Source organism: Fictibacillus enclensis (assembly GCF_001457035.1).
Taxonomy (GTDB): Bacteria; Bacillota; Bacilli; order Bacillales; family Fictibacillaceae; genus Fictibacillus_C; species Fictibacillus_C enclensis.
In genome coordinates, this window is the sequence record NZ_KQ758618.1 from 412,530 (window position 1) to 434,133 (window position 21,604).

Here is a 21,604-nt window from a genome sequence, read left to right on the forward strand (position 1 = left end):
TTTAATGAATGTCGGTTCAACGTTCTTCTTCTGGATCTTAACCCCCATATAGACGTTGAAGCTAACGCCAAATCAAGTAGAAATGTACTTAATAAACTCCATGTGCAATTTAGCGTTTAAAAAGTGTGCAATTTTTCTCTTAAAGTCACACCAGGTCTCTTTCTTGTATTTATTTGTTCTCAAACTAATTTCAAAAACAAAATCCTAAATATGTACCTTTTTGACTGGATCTGGAGATATGGGGAGAGATGTAGTCGGCTATATAAAATATACACAAGATGAGAACGCTGAGTGGGATACAAGCATTACAATGGACCAATTACTCCTAAAACGGCATTGTTAAAAATAGGAAAAATGATTTATTACACATATAAAAAGGAATTCTCTGTTCCTAAAAACTACTACTTTGTATCCCCAAAAGGTGCTGGGCCACAATTAAGTAAATTAATTGATAAACCTAACGATTTCAAAAAGAAGCTTTTAAAAGAATGGGATAAGACATGTAAGGATGACATTACTAAGAAGGAACAAGTGCTTTTAGAAGGTGATTTTAAGGATTATCTTGAGAGTTTCGATTTCTCGATTATTAAGGATATCGAACCCCAAGAACTTATTGTACAACACTCTGAAACAAGATATCACTTTTATAGATTTGGAGGAATAATTCCATCTAGACCTGAATCATTTTTACCACCTGACGATATAAATGAACACGAACAGATATATGTTGAGAAACTACTCGAAGCATATTCTGTTTATCACAAAAATTCAATAAATACTACTTTAGAATTAAATCAATTTGATACTGAGTTAAATCACTTTATTAGACAAAAAAATGTTTTTTTGAAGCTGAAATCTTTGAAATTATTCGAGAGAGATATTTTACCTGATGGTATTAATGCGTTTGAGGAATTAAAAAATGATGTTTTTGAAGGCATAATTGATCACGCTTAAAAAAGTAAAAGAAGTAAGCAAGATTGCGAGAAATTTATCAATTAGAACTTACCCCCTAGAATCAAAGGTTAAGGGGAATGATGTAACGCCGGTACAACGATGTGGGATGGAGGATCATGGTCATCAACCTGGATTTTTTAAACTAGACAAACAAAAAAAGGAGTGCATCTATAGCACTCCTTTCGCCATACTTATTACTTATTTATTTAACTTTGTAATTCGGCCGTCGATCGAAGGATTTACTTCGCCTTTTGACTTGATATATTTTACTAATGCATCGATATCAACGATATCAACGACTTTGTTTTGGCCATCTTATAATGTGGTATAACCATCTCCACCGCTTGCCATGAAGCTGTTCACTGTTGCAGTATAGGTTTTAGACGGGTCGAGCGGTGTACCATCTGGCAGTGTGATTTCTACAACCTTTTCTCCTGCAGGTTTAGAATCGTCATACTTTACTTAACTGGGATGGCTGCGGTGATCCCGTTTTTTTTATTGTGCTAACGGGCAGGTTAGTTCAACAAGGTTCGGCAAAAAAGAATAATGGTTTAAGCGCATATATAAATAGGGTAGTAACAATAAATAAGTAATTGACCACTTAACATAGAGCATCTATGGGGAGGTAGAACTATGGCTTACTTGTTGGGAAATCTAAAAGCATCTTTAGAGCAAACCCTAGGAACTTTTAAATCTTCTCAACGAACGTGGTGTTGAAACATTAAACATTCTTTATCCAGGACTAAATTATGGTGGAATGCTTTATTATCAGCTTTTAGAATCTTTTCACAGCCGAATCCTTGAATTTTGGAAATATATCCTGAAAAGTATGAAAATTTCAGATAAGTGCTGTTATTTAGGTAAATGACTGATTGTGAAAATATATTTTTTATTCCGATATTCACTTGTCTTGATGTATGTTTTGTAGTGTTACAATACAGTTAAAAAGGAGACCATACGTTGAAATTATCCAATGGAGAACATATATTTTATCACTTTGAACAAATTGACTATTATATAGAGAATGCTGTCTCTTTTATAGTCTCCGGTATTAAACAAGGAGACCATATAATATTAATCGAAAATGAAAGCATTTCTGTAAGGATATTTAATAAAGTTAGATTAGTGCTTACCGCTGAAGAATTGTCTAACGTACACTATACAGACAACTTTGCTTTCTACTGTAAACACGGGGATTTTCATACGCCAACGATTGTAGCGGATTTTGGCGAAATTTTAAAACCGTTCCTTGATGAAAATTTAACGATTCGAACATGGGCTCATGTAGAGTGGGGGCATCAGCTAGAAATAGAACAAAAATTAAATCAATTTGAAGAAGTAGCAAATAAAAGCGTAAATGAAATGGGGTTAGTATCAGTTTGCGCATATGATACAGCAACAATAACTGAATCTATAATGCAAAATTTAATGAAAAGCCATGAATTCCTCATGACAGACATTGAACTTCGTCCTTCCGCTTATTACATCAGAACAATTATAGAATAGTTGCTATGTTTAGTTTTGTTCTCACCTAATTCATTTTGATATTCAAAACTGACTGCATGAACGGCGGCTTTTTTCTTGTTGAACTAAAGGGTGCGTTAGTTGAGGAAGGAATGACTGCTTTGGCAGCCGGTTTTTTTGTTTCAGTATAGGGCAGGTTACGTTTAATTAAAATATATTGAATAAATGATTAAATATATAACTTACCTAATCAAGGAATTTACAACTACTTGCACGATAAGGCATAAAATTAAAGAGACTAAAATATGCAAGTTTTTATGCACTACTTGCGTATTTTGGCTCTTTTTACATTCATAAAAGATACTGCCATTTATAGCATTTTTTAATTGCCAAATAAGCTAACTGATTTGCTCTAAAGCGAATCAGTTTTTTTTTAATTGACTTTATGTAAACTAGACCACATCTACGCCCACTATTGAATATTAATATTCAAAAGTATTGCTTCGGGCTCCATTATTAAATACATGTTTATAGTTATGTTTATTAATTAGAAAAGAAACAAGGTAACGACTCCGTGTTTGTCCCTGTCTCTTCGGCGTCGAACCGCATTTAATAAGTATATAACGATTAAATTCAGTATAAGGGAGGTAAGTAAAGAAATGGCACCCCGACCGAAGGATATTGTGGTTATTGTGTTTGAAAGTATTCCCAGATCGAGACGTTTTCGTATTGCTGATTTTTCTATCATTGGCAGTGCAGGCCCGTGTAGAGAATTTCTAAGAAAAGGGGAAGATATAGTGCATGTGGAAAGTTGCCTTTTAAGAAATGGCTTTCGTGTTGTATTTGAAAGCTCGAATGTATTGTTGTTCGTTCGTAGGTAAACTGCTCCATGTAGTCTTTTTTTAATCTGAAACCAAAAGTAAAAGGGATTCGTAAATATCCGTACTAATGAAAGTAGGTAAATCGAATCCTTCTTTTAATATATCAGTTTTCAGGCGGGGGTTCTCTATGTTTAAACCCGAACATTAAACCGAATTTTTCCTTTTATTCCTGCACCAGCCAAAACTCGTCATAAACTTGCTGACCAATAAAACAAAACAAATTGGTTCTCGGTCGCCATCTGTACGTTGTAGCCTGGTTTCAACTGGCCGTTCTTCATGTGGTCTTCTTTCATGCGCATAAACGTGGCCCGGTGTCCGTTTTGGAGTAACTTTTCCGATTTCCGAATTAATTCGTTCTGTTCCTTATATTTCGCTAAACGAGGCAAGAAATCTTTGCGAATGAGCTTAAGTGGCTTCTTAAACCTACTGCGTACTTGTCGCATCTCTTTGCGTTTTTCAGTATCCTTTTCATTCTCTATACCGTTGGTAATGGGTCGAGACTTTTTCTTCAAGTCCCTGTGCGACTCCCTCTAATTCATCAAATAGTCCGTCAGGATCTTCTTCACCAAGTTCCACAGCTTCCACGCTTAAAGTAGGTATTCGGGGTAAGAATAACTGGGAGCGAAACCAGCGGGATTATATTATTGGTTCCATTACGACTCCGAAGAAAATCAATAAAGAGATTTTGAAAGTGATACAAGCAAATGGATGCCAGCAGCTGATCAGAAGCTCCTTTTCTTATGCAACTATAGGGCAGGATTGTTGAAGAAAGAAAATACTAAATAAAAGTTGAAAAGTTGAAAATCCTCTTAAAACTAATATGGCAGGTGCTTATTAAAATGAAAGATGTAAGAGATTTAATTCATACAGGGAAAATAGGGGTAGATGAGTCGGATATCAAAGCAACAGAAGATAAGTTAGGTGCAGTTTTTCCAGAGCAATATAAAGCACTTTTTAAATTAGTTAATAATGCAGAAATAGGTGAATGGATTCTTTATCCTATCAAAGACCATAGAAAATTCTAAAAAGACCTGGGATGATATTGTTAGACAAAACACTGAGTTTAGAGAAGAAGAACGTATGTCGAAAGACCTCATTACTATCGGTGATGATGGTACGGGAGATAAATTATGTCTTAAAGTAAATGACGGAATAATGGGGAATGAAATTTATATTTGGAATCACGAAGATGGAGTGCTTGAAGAGTATACCCCTAATTTGAAAGAATTTAAAATCTCAATATCAAAAGAGAACGAGGTAGATTTTGAGGACGAATAAATATTTCTTCAACAATCGGGTGCGTTTATGAAAGATCCACAAATTAAAATTCGAAGGTTTTGGTTTCCTATTCTTCTATATTAGACGATTCAGACGTCGTTTTTGGTCGCAATTCTTCATATGAAAAACATAGTTGTTCTTTTGCTGGGCTTTTTCAGTTCGATACCGATTTTTTTTATAAAAAATATGTAGAATAGTAGCTGTTAAAATCGAATATGTTATTTTGAGAAAGGATCTATGTTAAAATCAATACATAAAATCTATTTACTTTGGGATTTTTGACTTTTCTTAGTCACCCCCTTTGTAAGGAAGGGAGTAAGAAATGAATAAAATCAGTGTTTTCTTAGATGACTATAGGATAGAACCTGAAGGTTATGTTTTAGCGGAGACGATCGACGAGTGTTTAGAGTTGCTGCGAAATTTTAACATCGAACATCTTTCTTTGGATCACGATTTATTAAATAAAAACAGGAATGGTCTAATGCTAGTTCAAATGATGGTGGATGAAAAACTATTTGCTAATCGCATAACCATTCATTCAGCAAATTCGGTTGGGGGCAAAGCGATGTTCAGATGTCTAAAACAGGCACAAACGGATTCAATTCTTTCCCATTCTACCATTATATCTTTAAGACCACTGCCCCTGCATTTTTACCCGCCAGGGGTTCTGCAACATTATATAGACGTAATGTAAGTTAATACATTTTTTTAAAAAATATAGGGTCAGGATAAAAGAACACTTAAATTACGAATAAAAGAGATAAAAGCCCAGGACTTTGAATCTGAGCTGCCCTTATGATATGAGTGTGGAGATAAGGGTAAATTAAGTCTATCCGATCTTCAATTTTTATAAACAAAAGACTCGCCAATAACGAGTCTTTTTTATATTTAAGCTGAAAAAAAGTGTCATATCCCTTATTTATGAAAATGCACCTCAAAACTGAACTTATTGTTGGAGCTGATCGCCAAGGGACCATCAACGACGTGCCGATTCAGTCCCGATTGAGTTTGAAAAATCCTAAAAAGCTTTGATAAGGTAATACTAGAAACCTTGATATTTCAACGTTTTTGCAAGTCTATGACACACTATGAAAACTTCAATTAATCAAGTTCGAGATGGAGGGTGCAATCGGTTAATATTAAGAAACCCTTGGTATTTAAAAAGATATGAAATATTTTAAAAACAAAAAAATTATAAAGGCTGATTTACAGCAATTTGAGCATAATTTAAAAAGAAAAAAATTGGTGAGATAAGTTCCGTACACAAGTTCCTCTTTGGGACCCTATCTGTAGAATATATAAAAATTTTGACAACAAAGAAACAGGGTTATATCAACGTGCCGATTTTGTGCCGATTGAGTTTGAAAAACCTTAATTAGCTTTGAAAAGGAAATTCTAAAAACGTTGATTCATCAACGTTCTTAGAAACATATGATACACTATGAAAAACTCAATTAATAAAGTTCGAGATGGAAGGTTCAATCGGCTAAAGTCCAAAAGATCTTGGTATATAACGAATATACCAAGGTCTTTTTATGTGAAAATTAGAGTCGTGCCAACTCAAAATCTTTTGTTCAGTACACGCAAGATAATTAAATAATTGTCGCTTCCGAAAGAGGTATTGAATCAGAAAACACAATCAATAGATAAATTTAAAAACCCTTGTCATAATAAGGAATTATGGTAATAGTTATTATTATGATTTTGGTTCTTTTCGATTTTGTGAGGATTCAGAATTATTCTTGACAAGAACACGTTTTTGGTGTTCGTAGGAGGGATTGAAACGACCTCGAGGATATGGTTCATGTAGCTGGACGTTAGCATTAGTGAAAGTTTGAATAAAGTTATCTAGTTTTTGAGGGAATATACCTCAAAAACAAAAGGTTTGTCAGCGACAAGAGATTCGAGGAGTGAAGCTGACGAAGAAAATCGCCGTTGATCACAAACCGATAGATGTCTGGTGGCTATAGCGAAGAGGTCACACCCGTTCCCATACCGAACAGGGAAGTTAAGCTCTTCAGCGCCGATGGTAGTTGGGGGTTTACCCCTGTATGAGTAGGACGTTGCCAGGCACGATTGAAGCACTGTTGGATTTTCCAGCGGTGCTTTTTTTTTGTGAGATCGACAAAGTTCGATAAGACATATTACAATATTCACAAAATTATTTATATTGGAGGTTGTCCAAGAAAAATGTAGAAATAATTTTAGATGCGATTTTTACTTTCTCATTGAAGGTTCAAAAGAGAAAGAAATAATCTAAGAAATAATATAAAATGGGACGATGCTATTAATTTTTCGTTCAGGGAGGACAGCCTATGAAAAAGTTTTTTGCTTTTCAAGTGTTAATTGCATTGGTTATAGGAGCGCTTATCGGACATTTTTTTCCTGAACTTGGCCAAGCTTTAAGACCAGTTGGCGACGCTTTTATTCATCTTATTAAAATGATTGTTGTGCCTATTGTTTTCACTACAATTGTCATTGGGTCATCAGGCGGCGGAAGCATGAAAAAAATGGGTTCATTAGGACTTAAAACAATTATTTGGTTTGAATTCATTACCACGTTGATTCTAGGTATTGGTCTTTTACTTGCTAACACTTTAAAGCCAGGTGCCGGGCTTAATATGTCTCATCTTGCAAAGAATGATATCGCACCATTAAATGAGGGCGTTTCCAAAGTTGTTGATTTTAAAACGATGCTAGTTAACATCATCCCAAGCAACATTGTTGATGCGATGGCAAAAAGTGATTTATTAGCTGTTATATTCTTCGCTATATTATTTGGTGTTGCTGCTGGAGCCATTGGCAAAGCGTCAGAGCCGGCAATAAAGTTCATGGAGTCAGTCGCCAAAATTATGTTTAAACTGACACAAATGGTCATGGTAACTGCACCGATTGGTGTACTCGCTCTCATGGCAGCCTCTGTAGGTCAGTTTGGTATCGCCCTTTTAGTCCCTATGGCAAAGTTAATTGGGGTCGTGTATCTTGGGCTTGCTATTGTTATTTTCGGTCTGTTTCCTTTGATCGCTTGGTTCTTAAAGATTTCTTACTTTAAATTGTTTCGAATGATATGGGATTTGTTCCTTATCGCTTTTTCTACAACAAGTACGGAAACTATTCTTCCGCAGTTAATGAGTAGAATGGAGGCATATGGTTGTTCGAAACGTGTTGTATCTTTTGTTATTCCTTCTGGACTATCATTGAATTGTGATGGTTCGACATTGTACCTTTCAGTTTGCTCTATTTTCTTAGCACAAGCATTTGGAATCCCGATGGATTTTGGTCAACAGTTAATTTTAATGGGGGTTCTTGTTGCAACCTCAAAAGGAATTGCGGCTGTTCCATCCGGCTCGCTGGTTGTACTTTTAGCCACCGCCTCAGCAGTAGGGCTTCCTGCAGAAGGCGTCGCCATTATCGCAGGCATTGACCGTGTGCTGGATATGGCACGTACTGCCTGTAATACACCCGGACATGTTCTCGCTTGTATTGTGGTTTCAAAGTGGGAAAAAGAGTTCCGTCAGCAGGAATGGGTTAATACTCAAACTGAACAATCGAGCATTCGACAGGCATAAGAGAAAAGTTACATATTCTCAAAGTTGAGGTGATGGTCTTCGGACCTCACCTTTTCTGCTCCGGGTTTTCAGTCGATGATTCTCACTTTTTTATTTATTGTGACAATGGTGCTTCTAAAATCTAGTTGCCCCGGTAATAAGATTTTTGCAGGCTTCAATCGGTTCAACACTTCTTACCAAGAATGTTTACAATGTGGCTGAGTTTAGCTATGTTTCAGTCGTTGGTCTGGATGTAGCCAAAGGTGAAAGTGAAGCTCAAGTCTTTTTATTCATTAAACCGTTTATGCTATATACATCAACCTGCAAATCAAAAAATTCCATTATCTTGACAGTGGTTATTAACTTTGAGATAAATGTAAAAAAGATCAAAGAAAAAGCCAGTCTTCTCGTTAGAACGCAAAGGATTGCTACATGACAACTTGAATCATGTACATAAATCTTAACGAGATCAGTAAAGCTGCAAATATGCATTCTAATTAAGGATGGGGCTTTTCACCATGGCAAACCGGTACCGAAGTCCTTTGCCAGCTTCCCACTTTCTTTTCTTCTTTTTTTTCGGTTCGCTGCTCTCTCAGCTGCAGAATTGAATAATCCTTTTTCCTCATCCGTTTCTGGAATTACTTTTGGTACGAGGGTAGGCTTACCATCTTGATCAACTGCGACCATTGTTAAAAAAGAAAGTGCGCATACATTCCGTTCTCCTGATAATAAATCCTCTGCTATTACTTTTACAAATACTTCCATCGAAGTTCTGCCTGCATATGTAACAAAAGCCTCTAGACAGACAGCATGACTGACATGAATAGGGTGTAAGAAGTCTACAGAATCAGTCGAAGCTGTAACCGTATTTCTACGGGAATGGCGCATTGCGGCAATTGAAGCTACATCATCTATATAAGCCATTAGTTTTCCACCAAACAACGTTCCATGATTGTTTGTATCCGGTGGTAACACAATGCTCGTTTTTACTACAAATGAATCCCTGCATTTTTTTTGATCTATCATAAAATAACGACCCTTCTTTTTTTATATAGGAAGTTAGCAGTTTCCTGAAATATGCATAGGAACTATTTATCATCTTGGTATTTAATTACTTTTATATGTTCATAGGTTTTTTTAACAACCATTAATAGTTGATCATCATCCATATGGTCAGTAATTTCATTAGGTTTTTCACTTCTTTCCTCCGCCAAAAGAGTCAACTCCTTTCTCAACCACAGTATTAACGTTAGTTTTGTATTTCAATCAAATTGTAATTCCAATTGCCAAATTGTTACTTACTGCAAAGGGATGTTGCACAGTTTTCCTTTCTTAATGTATTTTTTACATCCCAGCAAGTCTTACAATTGAAGATCCTGATGGCAATCTCATTCTTATACAGATAAAAGTAGAGAAGATATTTAACGATCATATACCGTGTAGTACGAAGATGATACAGGATTTTTAAACTTTCGGTTGAATTATCTAATACGATAAACACTGAAGGAGTGAAAAAAATGATTATGTCAAAGAAGGACTATTTTGAAATGATGGAAGGCAACAGAAGATTGACTCTAAGAGCTATTGAGGCGTTTCCGGAAGACAAATTTTTTGTGTATACACCCGATGAAAAGCTTCGCCCCTTTTCCGAAATGATAAAAGAGATTGTGAATATCGAAAGCGGTTATATGCACGGTGTGGCATTGGATAAGTGGGAGTACAAGGATGTATTTGAAGGGGCAAATAAAAAGGAAGAATTTCTTCAAATCAGCCAGGAAGTTCGTGATCAAACGAGAAAGCTGTTTGAGGAAATGAATGAGGAAAGATTGAATGTGGTGATGCAAGATCCCTTCTTTGGACCGGAAATGAGCCATTTTGCACGCCTTCAATATGCATTGGAAAATGAAATTCATCATCGTGGACAGGGCTTTACATACCTTCGTCTGCTCGGAATTGAGCCTCCAGAGTTTTATGTGCGATAAGCAAGTAAGTAAACCAAACCAGAATTCAGGTTTGGTTTTTTTGTTTGAATAGATGAACGGTCAAAAGGCCGGCAACAACATGGAAAGAACGGCAAGAAACATCGTGGCATCCATGAGTATTACAGGCTCCTCCTTGCTTCGCAGACGGGAAGCAAATACTTGATATCGATTTCAAATTTTGAGATAATTATTGAAGAAGCGGGTACGTTTTGTTCCCTCTTTTTCTTTTTAAATGAGAAGATATGAATACAAGCGGACGCCAAAGGGGGTTCGCTTTTTTACATAATGAAATTTTGGGGAATAGAAAAGTAAACTTATGGCCAAAGAGGAGAATCCCAATGATATTAGTTGGAGTGACCGGCTGGGGGGATCACCAGTCTTTATACACGGAAGGGACAAAATCTACCAATAAGTTAAAGTTGTACAGCGGTTATTTTCCCGTTGTGGAAGTGGATGCATCGTTTTATGCCATACAGCCGCTGAAGAATTATCAAAAATGGATTAAGGATACACCCGACCGCTTTTCATTTGTTATTAAGGCCTATCAGGGAATGACCGGACACGCCCGGGGGAAGATTCCATTTGAAACGACGAAGGAAATGTTCGACCTTTTTAAGGAGTCCATCAGGCCGGTGATGGAAGCCGGAAAGATGAAGGCGGTTCTGTTTCAGTATCCTCCATGGTTTGAATGCAACAAGGAAAGCGTTCAGATGCTCAGGTTTACGCGCGAGATGATGGAAGGAATCCCGGTAGCACTGGAATTCCGGCACCAATCCTGGTTTACGGATGAAATGAAGGATAAGACGATTGATTTTATGAGGGACGAACAATGGATCCACACCATCTGCGATGAGCCGCAGGCAGGGCAAGGTTCTGTGCCAACCGTTCTGGAACCCACGTCTTCGGATGTAACGATTATCCGGCTGCATGGGAGAAATGTACATGGATGGAACAATCATGGACAAGCTAACTGGAGAGAAGTTCGGTATCTGTACCGGTACAATGAAATTGAGCTATTGGAATGGAAACAACATGTAGAAGCGTTAGAGAAGCAGTCCAGGGAGATTGTAGTGCTGTTTAACAATAATTCCGGCGGGGATGCAGCCGATAATGCGAGACAGTTTATTGATATGCTTCATCTGGATTATGAAGGGCTTTCGCCAAGGCAGCTGGATTTGTTTTAAAGCACAGAAGCCTTGCGTTATAATCGAAATACTATACAGCTTGACCTGCCGAGTCATTGGCAGGTTCTTAAGGTTCAGGGGGCATTATGCAAAATACATTAACCATCTATCATACAAATGATATTCACAGCCATTTTGAAAGCTGGACACGTATCGTTCACCATATAAAAACGGCACAAAAAAGAATGCAGGATAAAGAAGAGTCCGTATTTTATTTTGACTGCGGTGATTTTATGGACCGGGCGAATCCGCTTACCGAGGGGACGCTGGGTCAGGGAAACACGCTTTTATTAAACCAGGCAGGAACCTTTGCAGCAACCATTGGCAACAATGAAGGGATTACACTGACTAAAGATGAACTGGATGCTCTCTATACCAAAGCGGACTTCCCGGTTCTTGCTGCTAATATTTTCAACGAACAAGGGGTGCGTCCACCGTGGGCGAAAAGGTCTGAGGTTTTTACGACAAAAGATGGCCTGAAGGTTGGTGTCACTGGCGTAACCATCGCTTTTCAGGCGTTCTATGAATCTCTCGGATGGCAGGTGAAAGATCCTTTTCTTCTGTTGCCGGAGATTGTCGCTGAGTTGAAAAAGACCAGTGATATTGTCATTGTGCTTTCACATCTAGGATTGAATTTTGATGAAAGAATGGCGGAGGAAATAGAAGGGATCGATGTTATCCTGGGTGCCCATACGCATCACGTGCTTCCCCAGGGCAAGGAGATCAATGGAACACTGATCGCCCAGACCGGGAAGTTCGGCATGTATCTGGGTGAAGTTAACGTTCAATATGATACGTCTACCAAGAAAATCACATCTAAATCTGCCGTGCTGATCGATCCCTTCGATGAAGAGGAAGATCGGGAAGGGCTGCAGCTTTTAAACGAACTGATGATTAAAGGTGAGATGGAGCTGAAGCAGGAAGTTGGCACGTTAAAGAACCCTCTCCATATCTCATGGTATGAGCCTTCACCATTTGCCCAGCTGATGGCAGATGCGTTGAAAGAATGGTGCAAGACCTCATATTCCATGATTAATTCCGGCGTCATCCTGGAAAGCCTTCCTGCAGGGCCGGTAACAAAAGGAGACCTGCACCGGATCTGTCCGCATCCGATCAATCCTTGTCTGGTGGATCTGACGGGTGATGAAATAAAGGAGATTGTGAATGCCAGTCTGAGCCAGGAAATGATTCACAGGGAAGTGAAGGGATTTGGCTTTCGAGGCAAAGTGATGGGGCGCATGGCCTTTTCTGGAATTACAGCAGAGGAAGAGCTGCTTGAAGACCGGCAGCTCCATGTAAGACGGATTGAAATGAACGGTGAACCGATCGTAGATGAAGAGGTTTACAGGGTTGCCGTGATTGACATGTTTACGTTTGGAAAGCTGTATCCTGCGATTGCTCGCAACGAGAATAAAACCTTTATGCTTCCAGAAACGCTCCGTGATTTGCTGGAATGGAAGCTTGCATCCATGATTGGGTAAAACGTGGACGCACTCTTTCTCATCTTGTACATAAAGTATAGGAGGAAAGGGGTGGAAGCGTGATTGAATTGAACCCGGTTATCATTGACGGAAACCCATTCACTGCGGTAACCGTCCAACTGCCCAAAACAAATCTGCTAGCGGTCTACAATGACAAAGGCTATATCATGTGCGGGGCTTTGGATGTTGGCCTCCTTAATGAAAAGCTCTCTGACCGCAAAATTATTGCAGGCAGAGCTGTTGGTGTGCGAACGATAGAACAGCTCATAAACGCACCGTTGGAATCCATTACAACCGAAGCTTATGCCATAGGCATAGAAGTGGGCATGTCCGGCAGGGACGCACTTTTAAAAATGGTATAAAGAAAAACTGTACTCCATTTTCGAGTACAGTTTTTTTAAATTTTATAGCGGTCTTTCATTAATTTTATCGCTATGAGGTTAAAGCAAAGGACGCCTATCATGACCTGAATCCGTTTCGTATTGCTGGTAAGGATATAAACAAACAAAAGATAAATGCCGCTGACAAAAAAGGCAATCTGCAAGTAATACATCCATTGTAACAGCCTTTTGAAATCCAAGGTCATCCCCCCTGTATTTCAATACCTAGTTAACTCCACTATCAGTATACCAATGATAGAGACAAAATGTGAGAAAATTTCAAAAATGTAATTAAAATGAGACAAACTTTTTTCGACTTTAATCCTCGTATTATTTAAGGTAGGATAGAGGAAATAGGAATGATTAAGAGAGGTGCACGGCTGGAATGAGACAATATCTGGATTTGCTGCAGGATACACTTGAAAATGGAACAAAAAAAGAAGATCGAACAGGTACAGGAACCATCTCCGTTTTTGGACGGCAGATGAGGTACAACCTTCAGGATGGATTTCCGGTAGTAACCACCAAAAAGTTGGCGTTGCGTTCCATCATACATGAACTGCTCTGGTTTTTAAAAGGAGATACTAACATTGCCTATTTGCGTGAACATAACGTAACCATATGGGATGAATGGGCAGATGAAAATGGCGATCTAGGGCCGGTGTACGGCCATCAATGGCGTTCATGGCAGGCACCAAACGGGGAAACGATCGACCAAATCTCCAATCTGATACATGACATCAAACATAACCCGGACTCCAGAAGGCTGCTTGTTTCTGCATGGAACCCGGCTGATGTTCCAAATATGGCACTTCCGCCATGCCATACCCTTTTTCAATTTTATGTTGCAGATGGAAAATTATCCTGCCAGCTTTATCAACGGTCGGCGGATCTTTTTCTTGGGGTGCCGTTTAACATTGCGTCATACGCCTTGTTAACCATGATGATTGCGCAGGTTTGCGATCTGGAGCCGGGAGAATTTATTCATACGGTTGGTGATGCTCACATTTACTCAAATCATCTGGATCAGGTGAAGCTGCAGTTGACAAGAGATCCAAAACCGCTGCCGGTCATGAAGCTCAACCCGGAAGTGAAGTCCATTTTTGATTTCACGATCGAAGATTTTGAGCTTGTGAATTATGAACACCATCCTAAAATCAAAGGCGAGGTTTCTGTATGATTTCCTACGTGTTCGCGATGGACAGGAACCGTTTGATTGGAAAGCAGAATGATTTGCCATGGCATCTGCCCGCAGATTTGAAACATTTTAAAAAAGTAACCATGGGCAAGCCAATTCTTATGGGCCGAAAGACTTATGAATCCATTGGAAAACCTCTGCCCGGCCGTGAGAACATTATCTTAACAAGAGATGAATCCTTTCAGGCGGAAGGGTGCACCGTTTTGCACACGGTCCAGGATGCACTGGACAGGCAGGACACGGAGCTTTGCGTAATTGGAGGGTCAGAGGTCTTCCGTCTGTTTATGCCTTATGTGGAGCGTATGTACGTTACTCGTATTGATGAGTCTTTTGACGGCGATACCTACTTCCCGGCATATGATGAATCGGAATGGAACATTATTGACCGAACAACGGGGATTCTTGATGAAAAAAATAAATATCCGCATGAATTTCTTACGTTTGAAAAAAACAATGATCCCGATAAAGAATAAACAAATCCACCCGGTATCTAATGCCGGGTGGATTTTTTAATGTTTTCTGCTTGCTATGCGGTCCTGCCTTTCCCAGGCACGCAGGTAAGGATAGGGATCAAATGCCCATTCTGTATAGCCGTTATCGCGGTACATGCCGTAATGCAAATGGGGTGGAAACTTACCGGAGGTGCCGGGTGGTCCGTATCCGGAGCTCCCCACATATCCGACGACCATGCCAGGTTCAACAATGCTTCCCTTTTTTATTCCTTTATTAAAGCTGGAAAGGTGGGCGAAATAGTGATAAACATTGTTGATATCACGAATTCCGATCCGCCAGCCGCCAAACCTGTTCCATCCTTTCATTTCCACAAACCCATAGGAGGTCGCTTTCACAGGAACCCCGTAATCCGCAAAGATGTCGGTGCCTTCATGAATGCGCAGACCGCCATATCCCCTTCGGTCTCCCCAGGTATTTTTGAAGCTGTAGTTGGAGCGCAGGGGAACAACAAACGAATGGCGGGTGAGTGCGACTGTTCCATACGATTTGTAGATTTTGGCGTTTTCCATAACGATACTGACGGCTTTATCCCTTCGGTAAAAGTCCCATAAGCCGATTTTAAAATTTTCTTCATCAAAGCCGTATTTACCAATGAAATCTGAAAAGGTATAAAGCAAATCTTCATCGTTATTACGATCGGCGATCCCATCGTTGTTTCCGTCCATGCCGGCTCCGCCAAAAATCCGGATGGAACCAGGGTTCTTATCATCCATATTGGGATTAAGAGGCCCGGACCACTGAATGGGGGAGAAATAGATGCCCACTAGCCCTGAAACTTTGGGCAGGTCGGTTCTTGCACGCCGGACGCTTCGTTCGTACTGGTCAACACCTGCAAAGTAGTACCAGGGGATGTTTGTGATGGTTTCCATTTTCTTATAAAGAGCGAGCCGCTGGACATCTTCTTTACTGTATGAAGGGGCCGCAGCCTGTGCTTGTTTGACGGGCAGAATGAACCCGATGCATGAAGCAACTAAGAAAAGTCTTAGCCATTTTTTCATGGTGAGTATATCAACTCCTTTCCTGCATCATACCTTTAGTTTGGTTGCTATAAGAAATTTCATTTTATATAAATGATGGAAATATCCGTGATTGGAGTTTTTTTGGCATGTATGTTAAAGTTCTAATGTATCTCTACTTTTACAGCATAACTGAATTCTGTTGTGCTGGATGATGAAGAATTGGAGTGAGGATCTTGGCTAAGAAGGAAGAGCACATCCGGAAACCGGAATGGCTAAAAATAAAGCTGAACACAAACGATAACTATAAGGGCCTCAAAAAAATGATGCGCGAGAAGAAGTTACATACCGTTTGTGAAGAAGCACGATGTCCCAATATTCATGAATGCTGGGCAGTAAGAAAAACAGCAACCTTTATGATACTGGGTGATGTGTGCACGCGTGCATGCCGTTTTTGTGCGGTGAAAACAGGACTGCCGACAGAGCTTGACTTGCAGGAACCGGAACGCGTGGCCGAATCCGTGGAACAAATGGGATTAAAACACGTGGTAATTACAGCGGTTGCACGAGATGATTTGAAAGATGGCGGAGCAACAGTTTTTGCCGAAACTGTACGGGCCATCCGCAAACGCAATCCGTTTTGCTCTATTGAAGTATTGCCTTCTGACATGATGGGGGTTTATGAGAATCTTGAAACATTGATGGATGCCAAACCCGATATCATGAACCACAACATTGAAACCGTTAAACGCTTGACACCAAGAGTCCGTGCACGTGCGACATATGACCGGACACTCGAATTTTTGCGTCGTGCAAAAGAAATGAACGCGAACATTCCTACAAAATCGAGCATCATGATTGGACTTGGAGAAACGTGGGAGGAAATTATTGCAACCTTTGATGATCTCCGTGCCAACAATGTAGATATCGTAACGGTAGGGCAGTATTTGCAGCCAACCAAAAAACATTTGAAAGTTCAAAAGTACTATCACCCTGATGAGTTTGCTGAACTTCGCAAAATTGCGCTTAGCAAAGGGTTTAAACACTGTGAAGCAGGGCCGCTTGTGCGCTCTTCCTATCATGCAGATGAGCAGGTTAATGCAGCCAATAAAGCAGTACAAAGCAACTAAAGAAAAAGCCGGGATTTGCATCCGGCTTTTTTATTTGTTTCTGTTCATATCCGTATTGGACATATTTTCATTTTCACCCTTCATTTCACCATTCGGATTTTCGCCGTCACTCACTTTGTAGCCTTGCGGTGACTGCTTCATCTCTTTGATCAGCCGGTCAATAATACCTTCCGCATTGTCTGTGTCGTAGTTCACGGAGCGGTACTGTTCAAGCTTCCCGATCATCCCTTTTTTATCGGACACATAGACATGGTAATAGCGGGGGACAACTGAGAAAGCTGTTCTTTTCACGTTGTCGGCGATCGCCATTCTGTTCTTGCTTGTCGTTTCATAGGCCATAAGGACCTCTTCATCGGTCACCAGGACAGCCATGTCCTTGATGTTTGGCAGGCGGACGGCCATGTCGGTAATCATATCCGCCAATTTTTGGCGGTCCATTTTCGGTATTTTGTTGGCGGAAAGGGGTTTGGTGTTTTCGCCTTTGTATTCATGGCGCACATAGCCAAAGTCCCCGTATCTTCTGTCGGTTCCCATCGTATCATTATCGTTTTTGTACTCTTTATAATTGGTATTGGAAAATTTATATCCGCTTGTTGTTTCTTTTCTTGTATCATCATCTGAGCAGGCCGCTAACAAAGCAATACAAAAAATCAGAGGAGCAGCAAGTTTCTTTTTCATGTGGATTTCACCTCCTTCCCCTTAGGGTGACCACAATAATGAACTTTTTACAAAGAAATTGTTGGCTGTATTTTTAACGGACGTGGTAAACTATAAGGGTGAGGTGAGTTCATGATTTGTATCGGTGAGCATTGCTACGAACTGGTAGAAAATAACAAAGGGGCCTTTGACGAGGAGCAGTTGAAGTCAAGGTATAGTGAAATTTTACATAAATACGATTATCTGGTTGGCGATATTGGCTATGAACAGCTTCGGCTGCGCGGCTTTTTTGACGATGGCCATGATAAAGCGACATATGACACAAAGATCAGTACTCTGCCGGAATACATTTATGAGTACTGCAATTTTGGCTGTCCTTATTTTGTCCTGAAAAAAATAACCCCCGGTAAATAGGGGGTTATTTGCATTGCCTTACGCCTTAAAGTTTTGGTATGGTTCTTCTGTATTTTCATCCGGATCATCATGCGTCGGATGAGCACCCGGAAATTGACGTTCCAGCCCTTCGTGCAGATTTTTGTACTCATAGTTAAATGCACTATAAGACCGCTGGTTTTCCTTCCATGGTGTCGACTTTCCGAGTTTTGCATTGATAGGTGAGCCATAAGGCCCTTCCGGAAGGTCTTCTGGAAGAACATAGCGTCTTCCCGTTTCAACATTGGAAAAGTCCGTATAGGTCTCTTCATCCTTGTTATACAAAACAACCATTCCCTTCAGGCAGGATCAGGATGGAAAATTTCCATCCTTCTTACATTGCCCATGGAATGGCTTTTTTGTGCAGGTTTTAAAAAATTCCCATTATAGGGTTTCGTATAAAAATTCCCGGAGTTCCTGAGCATCTTCCTCCGTCAGATTGTAGGCATGCTCCAGATAGCCTTCTTCATCCAGATCATCTTCTCCAATAATAGCGAAACGGCTGCCTTGCATATCGAGGATTAAGCTCTTGCCATAGTGTCTTCCTGTTTTGACAATGGCGAGATCAAATCGCGTATTTGTACCCATGAAGCTGACAAACCGCGTTTCTGATTTTTCTGTATCGTCATATAGAAAAAAACGTTCTTCTCCCATGTTCAGTCCTCCTTGCCATCGGCCAGTTGCTTCTTTTCCATTTCATCATAGCAGACAACTGAAAAGTTGCAAATAGCATCCTGCTCACCCAATTTGTATTCCGATTTGTGATAAACTAAAAAGGAAGGACATTAACAAGGCAGGGTGGATGCTATGTATTTTGTAGACAGAAAGAAAATTGAACAAAACCTGGTATATCTTGAATTTTTGCTGAAGCATCTGGATGAACTTTCAGGCGGCGGATCTTCCATTGAGAAATTGGCATTGGAGCGTTCGGCACATGTCATTATTGAAGGCATGATGGATGTGGGGAATGCAATGATTGATGGATTTATTATGAGAGACCCGGGTAGCTATGATGACATCCTTGATATTTTGGAAGATGAGAAAGTCATCACCGCGCCAGACGCAAAAGGGTTGAAACAAGTCATATCACTAAGGAAAATGCTTGTGCAGGAGTTCTCAAATGTGGATCATGATGCCATCCATTCCATACTGGCAGACAATAAAGACCCACTGAACAACTTCCCTTTCAGAGTACGAAGCTACATTGAAAAAGAACTGGGTCCTGTTTCAGCGTTTTTACCGGAGGATCAACAATAAGCAGCGTTTTTAAACATTTTTGTTTAAAATGTACTTTTGATGATTGATGTTGTAAGATAGGGGGAAGGAAGGTGATGGTTTATGGCTATGGCTAATAACACCTCTACCCGTTCAGAACTCATTCATTTATTAAAGCGCTATCGAAAATTAACCGTTACGGAAATGGCGGGCCAGCTCGGGATTACCGAAATGGCTGTACGCCGCCATTTAAATACATTAGAGAGAGACCGACTGATTGAATCCACTCTTGTCCGGCAGGCGATGGGCCGTCCGCTGAGTGTGTATCAGTTATCCGAAGCAGCTGATGAACAGTTTCCCCGCAATTACTCAGGTCTGACTGTGGAGTTTATGAAGGACATTCAGGAAATTGCAGGCGATAAAGCGGTCCAAGAACTGTTTGTACGCCGGGAAAACCGCTTGAATGAAAAGTATAAAAAACGGATGGAGAATAAAAGCTTCGAGGAAAAAGTTGCCGAACTCGCCACGATCCAAAATGAAGCCGGCTATATGGTGGAATGGGAAAAGACCGAAGACGGACAATTTGAATTAAAGGAGTTTAACTGCCCTATTGCCAAAGTGGCAAATGAATACCAACAGGCCTGTTCCTGTGAACTGTCTCTGTTCCAAAAAATGCTTGGCACAGAGAAGATCGAACGGACACAGTGCTTGGCAAAAGGCGGCTCCTATTGCAAATACTTGATATCTGAAGAGAAAAACGCTTAAATACCCTAACGGCAGAGCAGTCGATAGGGTTTCTTTTTTAGTAGTAAATATAGAAAGGAGCCTGTTTTTTTCTGCAGTGCTCCTTTCTTTATTCATTATTGAACCTTTACAATCACGCGTCCTTTGTTGTTGCCTTCCACCGTAGCGCGTAAAATATCCGGAAGCTCATCAAGGGTGACTTCTTGTCCCATTTTATCCGCTGCATGCTCAGTTTTTAAATCTGTGGCAATTCGCTCCCAAATGGTATTCCTGACCGGTGCCGGACAAAAAACCGAGTCGATTCCGAGAAGGTTGATCCCTCGTAAAATAAAGGGATGTACTGTGGTATGAACATCGGTTCCCCCTGTCAGTCCGGAAACCGCAACAGAACCGCCGTATTGAATCGAGCTCAGAAGGAATTCAAGTGTTTTTCCTCCTACTGGATCAACGGCTGCTGCCCAGCGCTGGGAATAAAGGGGTCTGTTGTCTTTTTTCACCACTTCATCACGGTCAATGATGTCACTCGCTCCAAGTTCTTTTAAATAACTGTGCTCTGATTCCTTGCCGGTACTTGCTGTGACACGGTAGCCAAGATTGGAAAGCATGGCTACCGCTTGGCTGCCCACGCCTCCGGTTGCTCCCGTCACTATCACAGAGCCGCTTTCTGGAGTTATTCCGTGCTCCTGAAGGCGATGGACCGACAGTGCAGCAGTGAAGCCAGCAGTTCCATAAAGCATTGCATCTTTGAACGTGAGTCCCTCGGGAAGGGGAACCACCCATTCCGCGGGAACTCTTGCGTATTCACTGTACCCGCCAAAATGGGAAACACCGAGCTTATAGCCCGTTACAAGAACCTCGTCCCCTTCCTGAAAGTCAGGTGAAGAAGAATGGGAAACGGTTCCTGACAAATCAATTCCGGGAATCATGGGGTAGTTGGTTACGATGGAACTTTTATTTTGTGCTGCCAGTCCATCTTTATAATTGACGCTTGAATAAGCCACCCTTATGGTGACTTCGCCTTCTAGAAGATCGTCGAGAGATAACTCCTTTTTTGTAATATCGACCTGATCATTGTTTTTCTCGAGAACGATGGCTTGAAATGACATGAAATTCCTCCCTTATATGACTATCATCTAATAAGTAATACCCTTTCATCAGATCGGGTTAAACGGCAGAAATATTTATTTTTACTATTTTACATATTCATGTTTGTTGGAATACCTTTATTAATCGCTGCTCTCCCGGGATATTTAGTTATACTTTTAACCTGGTGGTTTAGGAAACGGAAATTATCTTTATTCAATCGCGGGTTACATGATGGCTACAAAAAAACTTTCGCCAAGGCAAAACTCTGTAAAAATAAAAAACAATTGACACGAAGGATAAAGTTCAGTATTATTCAAACTAACTTAATATTCAGATGTATCTTATCCAGAGAGGTGGAGGGACTGACCCGATGATACCCGGCAACCAGCAGGAATGCATGGTGCTAATTTCAGCAGAACAGTATGTTCTGAAAGATGAGAGCCGACGGTGTAAACTGCGACCTCTTCTTTTGGAAGGGGTCTTTTTTTTAGGCTCTTAAAGAACAAATACATATTAAGAAG

At 40.2% G+C, this 21,604-nt stretch carries 23 protein-coding genes, 1 rRNA gene, 2 pseudogenes and 1 riboswitch; of the genes and pseudogenes, 16 read left to right on the forward strand and 10 right to left on the reverse strand.

Annotation, left to right across the window (positions count from 1 at the left end; genetic code table 11):
- The first annotated feature begins 291 nt into the window (after nt 1–291).
- Entirely contained in the window at nt 292–954 is a 663-nt protein-coding gene (locus tag AS030_RS12460; RefSeq protein WP_061972201.1) for an ABC-three component system protein, read from the forward strand.
- A 315-nt stretch (nt 955–1,269) separates the two neighbouring features.
- On the opposite strand, the pseudogene AS030_RS24820 reads toward AS030_RS12460, so the two are convergent.
- Nucleotides 1,270–1,404 (reverse strand): annotated as a pseudogene (locus AS030_RS24820) (5'-nucleotidase C-terminal domain-containing protein); the annotation flags it as partial.
- Nucleotides 1,405–1,914: 510 nt separating this feature from the next.
- Between AS030_RS24820 and AS030_RS12465 the strand changes: the two are divergent.
- Nucleotides 1,915–2,460, forward strand: a complete 546-nt coding sequence (locus AS030_RS12465) for an MEDS domain-containing protein (RefSeq protein ID WP_061972203.1) — start codon at nt 1,915–1,917, stop codon at nt 2,458–2,460.
- Nucleotides 2,461–3,487: 1,027 nt separating this feature from the next.
- Here AS030_RS12465 and AS030_RS12470 read toward each other — a convergent pair.
- Nucleotides 3,488–3,811: a hypothetical protein gene (locus tag AS030_RS12470; protein WP_061972205.1), complete on the reverse strand. Its 324-nt coding sequence runs from the start codon at nt 3,809–3,811 to the stop codon at nt 3,488–3,490.
- A gap of 327 nt (nt 3,812–4,138) precedes the next feature.
- Between AS030_RS12470 and AS030_RS12475 the strand changes: the two are divergent.
- The 4 genes and pseudogenes from AS030_RS12475 (at nt 4,139) to AS030_RS12490 (ending at nt 8,146) form a co-directional block, all read left to right on the forward strand.
- A pseudogene (locus tag AS030_RS12475) lies at nt 4,139–4,577 on the forward strand (SMI1/KNR4 family protein).
- 322 nt (nt 4,578–4,899) lie between these two features.
- Entirely contained in the window at nt 4,900–5,271 is a 372-nt protein-coding gene (locus tag AS030_RS12480) for a cyclic-phosphate processing receiver domain-containing protein (RefSeq protein ID WP_061972208.1), read from the forward strand.
- A 1,262-nt stretch (nt 5,272–6,533) separates the two neighbouring features.
- Nucleotides 6,534–6,649 (forward strand): 5S ribosomal RNA (gene rrf / locus AS030_RS12485).
- Between the two features lie 243 nt (nt 6,650–6,892).
- Complete coding sequence (locus AS030_RS12490; protein ID WP_061972210.1) at nt 6,893–8,146, forward strand: dicarboxylate/amino acid:cation symporter; 1,254 nt, start codon at nt 6,893–6,895, stop codon at nt 8,144–8,146.
- Nucleotides 8,147–8,638: 492 nt separating this feature from the next.
- On the opposite strand, the gene AS030_RS12500 is transcribed toward AS030_RS12490, so the two are convergent.
- Together AS030_RS12500 and AS030_RS24580 are read right to left on the reverse strand one after the other, a co-directional pair.
- A complete protein-coding gene (locus AS030_RS12500) occupies nt 8,639–9,151 on the reverse strand; it encodes an acyl-CoA thioesterase (RefSeq protein WP_061972214.1) in 513 nt (170 codons plus the stop codon).
- Between the two features lie 62 nt (nt 9,152–9,213).
- Nucleotides 9,214–9,339 (reverse strand): hypothetical protein, encoded by a 126-nt coding sequence (locus tag AS030_RS24580; RefSeq protein WP_276203857.1) that lies wholly within the window; start codon nt 9,337–9,339, stop codon nt 9,214–9,216.
- A 303-nt stretch (nt 9,340–9,642) separates the two neighbouring features.
- Between AS030_RS24580 and AS030_RS12505 the strand changes: the two genes are divergently transcribed.
- The 4 genes from AS030_RS12505 to AS030_RS12520 all read left to right on the forward strand — a co-directional run bounded on the left by AS030_RS12505 (nt 9,643) and on the right by AS030_RS12520 (nt 13,134).
- Nucleotides 9,643–10,107 carry a DinB family protein gene (locus AS030_RS12505; RefSeq protein ID WP_061972216.1) on the forward strand — a complete coding sequence of 155 codons (465 nt, stop codon included), beginning with the start codon at nt 9,643–9,645 and terminating at the stop codon, nt 10,105–10,107.
- A 338-nt stretch (nt 10,108–10,445) separates the two neighbouring features.
- Nucleotides 10,446–11,291 carry a DUF72 domain-containing protein gene (locus AS030_RS12510; protein WP_061972218.1) on the forward strand — a complete coding sequence of 282 codons (846 nt, stop codon included), beginning with the start codon at nt 10,446–10,448 and terminating at the stop codon, nt 11,289–11,291.
- Between the two features lie 86 nt (nt 11,292–11,377).
- Nucleotides 11,378–12,772 carry a bifunctional metallophosphatase/5'-nucleotidase gene (locus AS030_RS12515; protein WP_061972219.1) on the forward strand — a complete coding sequence of 465 codons (1,395 nt, stop codon included), beginning with the start codon at nt 11,378–11,380 and terminating at the stop codon, nt 12,770–12,772.
- Between the two features lie 59 nt (nt 12,773–12,831).
- Nucleotides 12,832–13,134, forward strand: coding sequence for a YunC family protein (locus AS030_RS12520; protein ID WP_061972220.1), 303 nt, complete (start codon nt 12,832–12,834; stop codon nt 13,132–13,134).
- Between the two features lie 35 nt (nt 13,135–13,169).
- On the opposite strand, the gene AS030_RS12525 is transcribed toward AS030_RS12520, so the two are convergent.
- A complete protein-coding gene (locus AS030_RS12525) occupies nt 13,170–13,352 on the reverse strand; it encodes a hypothetical protein (RefSeq protein WP_061972221.1) in 183 nt (60 codons plus the stop codon).
- A 185-nt stretch (nt 13,353–13,537) separates the two neighbouring features.
- Between AS030_RS12525 and AS030_RS12530 the strand changes: the two genes are divergently transcribed.
- Both AS030_RS12530 and AS030_RS12535 read left to right on the forward strand, forming a co-directional pair.
- The gene (locus AS030_RS12530) at nt 13,538–14,332 is read left to right on the forward strand and encodes a thymidylate synthase (protein ID WP_061972222.1); all 795 of its coding nucleotides are present in this window, start codon (nt 13,538–13,540) and stop codon (nt 14,330–14,332) included.
- On the forward strand, nt 14,329–14,823 hold the full coding sequence (locus tag AS030_RS12535; RefSeq protein ID WP_061972223.1) for a dihydrofolate reductase: 495 nt from the start codon (nt 14,329–14,331) through the stop codon (nt 14,821–14,823). Before AS030_RS12530 ends, AS030_RS12535 begins: the two co-directional genes overlap by 4 nt.
- Nucleotides 14,824–14,859: 36 nt before the next feature.
- Here the strand turns inward: AS030_RS12535 and AS030_RS12540 are convergent, their stop codons facing one another.
- Nucleotides 14,860–15,861, reverse strand: coding sequence for a M23 family metallopeptidase (locus AS030_RS12540; RefSeq protein WP_061972224.1), 1,002 nt, complete (start codon nt 15,859–15,861; stop codon nt 14,860–14,862).
- Between the two features lie 194 nt (nt 15,862–16,055).
- Here AS030_RS12540 and lipA point away from each other — a divergent pair, with 194 nt between their 5' ends.
- Nucleotides 16,056–16,949 carry a lipoyl synthase gene (lipA, locus tag AS030_RS12545; RefSeq protein WP_061972225.1) on the forward strand — a complete coding sequence of 298 codons (894 nt, stop codon included), beginning with the start codon at nt 16,056–16,058 and terminating at the stop codon, nt 16,947–16,949.
- A 30-nt stretch (nt 16,950–16,979) separates the two neighbouring features.
- On the opposite strand, the gene AS030_RS12550 is transcribed toward lipA, so the two are convergent.
- Nucleotides 16,980–17,627 (reverse strand): YhcN/YlaJ family sporulation lipoprotein, encoded by a 648-nt coding sequence (locus tag AS030_RS12550; protein WP_061972226.1) that lies wholly within the window; start codon nt 17,625–17,627, stop codon nt 16,980–16,982.
- Between the two features lie 111 nt (nt 17,628–17,738).
- Between AS030_RS12550 and AS030_RS12555 the strand changes: the two genes are divergently transcribed.
- Entirely contained in the window at nt 17,739–18,020 is a 282-nt protein-coding gene (locus tag AS030_RS12555; protein WP_061972227.1) for a YutD family protein, read from the forward strand.
- Nucleotides 18,021–18,038: 18 nt separating this feature from the next.
- On the opposite strand, the gene AS030_RS12560 is transcribed toward AS030_RS12555, so the two are convergent.
- Both AS030_RS12560 and AS030_RS12565 read right to left on the reverse strand, forming a co-directional pair.
- Entirely contained in the window at nt 18,039–18,332 is a 294-nt protein-coding gene (locus AS030_RS12560; protein ID WP_176716390.1) for a hypothetical protein, read from the reverse strand.
- Nucleotides 18,333–18,422: 90 nt separating this feature from the next.
- Entirely contained in the window at nt 18,423–18,692 is a 270-nt protein-coding gene (locus AS030_RS12565) for a DUF3055 domain-containing protein (protein ID WP_061972228.1), read from the reverse strand.
- Nucleotides 18,693–18,845: 153 nt separating this feature from the next.
- Here AS030_RS12565 and AS030_RS12570 point away from each other — a divergent pair, with 153 nt between their 5' ends.
- Both AS030_RS12570 and AS030_RS12575 read left to right on the forward strand, forming a co-directional pair.
- Complete coding sequence (locus AS030_RS12570; protein ID WP_061972229.1) at nt 18,846–19,295, forward strand: DUF86 domain-containing protein; 450 nt, start codon at nt 18,846–18,848, stop codon at nt 19,293–19,295.
- A gap of 81 nt (nt 19,296–19,376) precedes the next feature.
- Nucleotides 19,377–20,018 carry a helix-turn-helix transcriptional regulator gene (locus tag AS030_RS12575; protein WP_141687078.1) on the forward strand — a complete coding sequence of 214 codons (642 nt, stop codon included), beginning with the start codon at nt 19,377–19,379 and terminating at the stop codon, nt 20,016–20,018.
- A 95-nt stretch (nt 20,019–20,113) separates the two neighbouring features.
- Here AS030_RS12575 and AS030_RS12580 read toward each other — a convergent pair whose 3' ends face one another.
- Nucleotides 20,114–21,103, reverse strand: a complete 990-nt coding sequence (locus tag AS030_RS12580; protein WP_061972230.1) for an acrylyl-CoA reductase family protein — start codon at nt 21,101–21,103, stop codon at nt 20,114–20,116.
- A 318-nt stretch (nt 21,104–21,421) separates the two neighbouring features.
- Nucleotides 21,422–21,524: riboswitch (SAM riboswitch) on the forward strand.
- The last annotated feature ends 80 nt before the right edge of the window (nt 21,525–21,604 follow it).